Source organism: Nocardiopsis sp. TNDT3 (assembly GCF_003427465.1).
GTDB lineage: Bacteria > Actinomycetota > Actinomycetes > Streptosporangiales > Streptosporangiaceae > Nocardiopsis > Nocardiopsis dassonvillei.
Map to the genome: position 1 here is coordinate 1 of NZ_QPFC01000966.1, position 2,834 is coordinate 2,834.

Genomic DNA, 2,834 nt, shown 5'->3' on the forward strand with positions numbered 1-2,834 from the left:
GCCGGGAGGGGGCGCCGTCCGCACCCGCGCCGCCCCGGGCGCGGGACGGGCCGGGTCACAGCTGGAGTTCGCTCTCCACGCGCCGGAGGGTGTGGCGGGCCATGGCCAGGTTGGCGCGCTGGCGGTCCAGCGCCAGGTAGAGGAAGACGCTGCCGTGCGACTTCTCCAGCAGGCGGATGAGGTGGTACTGGCTGCTCAGCGTGATGAGGATGTCCTCGATGCGGTCGTCGAGGCCGATCGCGCCCAGGGCGCGCGTCTTGGCGCGCACGACCTCGGTGTTGGCCGCCGCGGCCATCTCCAGGTCGAAGTGGCCGCCGCCGCCCATGGTGCCCAGGGACATCCCGCTCTCGTAGTCGACGACCGCGACGCCGATCGCGCCCTCGATCCCCATGGCTTCCTTCATCGCCGCGTCGGCGTTCATGGCGTCTCCTCACGCTCGGTGTCCACCGCGGGAGCGGCGATACATGACGAAAATTAGCGAAACGCCCGGAGGGTGCGTAAGTGGACAGTTTGTGGCGGGAGTCCATCGTTACCACAGTGTGTTCTCTTTGCTCCTCTTTGACTGTTAAATGTCTTTTGGAGGCAACCAGACACCGGGGGGCACGTGTCGAGCACAGCTGTATCCACGGAGCGTTACCTGAGCTGTGACGGGGTCGTGGCCGCGATGCTCGTGGACCGCGCGACGGGTCAGGCGCACGCGCGGTCGGGTGCGGTGTCGGCGCTGCCCGACCCCGAGCACGTCGCGGACTCCCACCACCTGGCCCTCGACCTGGCCCTGGCCTCCCGCGAACCGGCGGTCCGGGAGAGCGTGGTCACCACCGACGGGCACCACGTGCTGACCCGCGCCGTGCCCTCCCCGGGCGCGGACGAGGTCCTGCTCGTCCTGGTCTTCGACCGCGCGCGGACCAACCTCGCGCTGGCCCGCCTCCAGGCCGACGAGCACACCGCGGCGCTGCTGTCATGAGCGCCGCCGAGCCCCCGCGGGCCCTGGCCGAGCCCCTGCTCCGCGCCCGCGAGGAGGGGTTCACCGGAGCCCTGCGCCTGACCGGCCCGCCCGAGGCCCTGGTCCACCTGACCGCCGGGCGCGTCACCGCCGTCACCACACCGGCCGCGCCCACACCCGAGACCCTCCTGGTCAGGTCCGGCACGGTCCCCGCCGGGGCCTGGGCCGCCGCCTACGAGGCGGCCGCCCACACCGACAGCCTGGCCCGGGAACTGCTGGACCGCGGCGCGGTCTCGGCCGCGGTACTGGAACTGGCGTGCGCCACGGCGCTTGCGGACGGCGTCCTGGCGCTGTGCCTGTCCCCCGAACCCCGGGTGGAGGCCGTGCTCTCCGACGCCGCGCCGCCGCTGCTGGGCCTGGAGCACGGCCTGGACCCCGAGGAGGTGCTGGCCGAGGCCGGGCGCCGCCTGGCCTTCCTCGCCGACCGGTGGGGCGCGCCCGCGGACCTGGCCCGCCGTCGCCCCGTGCCCGCCGGGCCGGTACACGACTCCCTCCCCTCCGCCTACCGGCTCCTGCTCGCCCAGGCCAACGGCCGCCGCACCCCCCGGGACCTGGCCTTCGCCCTGGGCCGGGGGCTGACCGGGGTCATGGCCGACGTCGCGCGCCTCACCGAACGCGGGCTGCTGGAGGCCGCCGCCCCCGGCGGGGCGGACGGCCTCACCCGCCGCACGCCCGAGGCCGCCGCCCCGGACGAGGGCCCGTCCGCGCTGGCCAAACGGCGTCCGGGGGCCAACACCGTGCGCCCCGCGCCCCCGTCCTCCTCTGTCCCGGTCCCCGGGAACGTGCGCGAACGCCTGCGCTCACTGGGCGCCGACCACGGGACGGCCGCGGCGGTCGGGGAAGAGGCGGCCCGATGAGCACGACCGGACACCCCTGTCCGGCCCGCGGCGGCGAACCGCCCGCCGGGGGACACGAGGCGGGCGGCCTGACCGCACTGCCCAAGCGCACCCCCTCCCCGGTGCCCCGGGGACCGCGCCCCCGGCCGGGCCTGTTCGGCCCCAAGGAGCCCGAACCGGGGCCCATCGCCGCCCTGCGCCGCGCGCAGCGCGCCGCGGTGCCCCTGGAGAGGGTGCGCCGCGCACTACAGGACCTGGACGCCCACACCGGCCGCGCGCCGCGGCCGACCGACGAGCACGGGAGCGAGTAGATGGTTCAGGGTCAGATCGCCGAGGAGCTGGCGCGGCTGCGCGAGCACGTCGTCGGCGTGACCGACAGCGCCGTGGCCGCCTCCGACGGCATGCTGGTGGCCTCCGACATCCAGGGCGGACGTCCCCACACGCTGGCCGCGCTCGCCGCCGCCTCCCTGGGCCTGGGCAAGCGCACCGGTGACGAGACGGGGCTGGGACCGCTGCGCGAGGTCGTCACCCGCTGCCAGGGCGGCTACGCGGTCGTCTACGCGGTCGGGATGGAGGCCCTGCTCGTCGTGCTGGGCGACGAGGGCATGGACACCGCCGCCCTGCGCCGCGAGTCCCGGCTGACGGTGGAGCGCGTGGGCTCGCTGCTGGAGGTCACCGCCGCGGGCTGAGGCCCCGGCGGCGGGGCCCTCCCGGGCCCGGCCCGCCGCCCGACGGACAGCGGACCCGGCACGGGCCAGGGGCCGCCTGCTTCGCGCGCGGGCCGGTCAGGCGCCGACGTAGGCCGCGAGGTGCTCGCCGGTGAGGGTGGAGCGGGCGGCGACGAGGTCGGCGGGCGTGCCCTCGAACACGACCCGGCCGCCGTCGTGGCCCGCCCCGGGGCCGAGGTCGATGATCCAGTCTGCGTGCGCCATCACCGCCTGGTGGTGCTCGACGACCACGACCGACTTCCCCGAGTCGACGAGCCGGTCGAGCAG

Annotated in this window: 5 protein-coding genes and 1 pseudogene; 4 read left to right on the top strand and 2 right to left on the bottom strand. The window is 76.0% G+C overall.

Features of this window, described 5'->3' with window-relative positions; all coding sequences use genetic code 11:
• Positions 1 to 55: 55 nt before the first annotated feature.
• Entirely contained in the window at positions 56 to 421 is a 366-nt protein-coding gene (locus tag DQW06_RS22340) for a hypothetical protein (protein WP_013152631.1), read from the bottom strand.
• A gap of 183 nt (positions 422 to 604) precedes the next feature.
• Here DQW06_RS22340 and DQW06_RS22345 point away from each other — a divergent pair, with 183 nt between their 5' ends.
• From DQW06_RS22345 to DQW06_RS22360, 4 genes are read left to right on the top strand one after another with little or no spacing between them, the layout of a single operon-like run.
• Entirely contained in the window at positions 605 to 964 is a 360-nt protein-coding gene (locus tag DQW06_RS22345) for a hypothetical protein (protein WP_232833119.1), read from the top strand.
• Positions 961 to 1,860: a hypothetical protein gene (locus tag DQW06_RS22350; protein WP_071621880.1), complete on the top strand. Its 900-nt coding sequence runs from the start codon at positions 961 to 963 to the stop codon at positions 1,858 to 1,860. Before DQW06_RS22345 ends, DQW06_RS22350 begins: the two co-directional genes overlap by 4 nt.
• On the top strand, positions 1,857 to 2,150 hold the full coding sequence (locus tag DQW06_RS22355) for a hypothetical protein (RefSeq protein WP_013152634.1): 294 nt from the start codon (positions 1,857 to 1,859) through the stop codon (positions 2,148 to 2,150). Before DQW06_RS22350 ends, DQW06_RS22355 begins: the two co-directional genes overlap by 4 nt.
• Positions 2,151 to 2,528, top strand: coding sequence for a roadblock/LC7 domain-containing protein (locus DQW06_RS22360; RefSeq protein WP_117199251.1), 378 nt, complete (start codon positions 2,151 to 2,153; stop codon positions 2,526 to 2,528). It begins immediately after the preceding gene.
• A 96-nt stretch (positions 2,529 to 2,624) separates the two neighbouring features.
• On the opposite strand, the pseudogene DQW06_RS22365 reads toward DQW06_RS22360, so the two are convergent.
• Positions 2,625 to 2,834 (bottom strand): annotated as a pseudogene (locus tag DQW06_RS22365) (hypothetical protein); the annotation flags it as partial.

Coding starts and splice junctions, on each gene's coding strand:
- DQW06_RS22340 (WP_013152631.1), bottom strand. CDS start 421: ATGAACGCCGACGCGGCGATGAAGGAAGCCATGGGGATCGAGGGCGCG.
- DQW06_RS22350 (WP_071621880.1), top strand. CDS start 961: ATGAGCGCCGCCGAGCCCCCGCGGGCCCTGGCCGAGCCCCTGCTCCGC.
- DQW06_RS22355 (WP_013152634.1), top strand. CDS start 1,857: ATGAGCACGACCGGACACCCCTGTCCGGCCCGCGGCGGCGAACCGCCC.
- DQW06_RS22360 (WP_117199251.1), top strand. CDS start 2,151: ATGGTTCAGGGTCAGATCGCCGAGGAGCTGGCGCGGCTGCGCGAGCAC.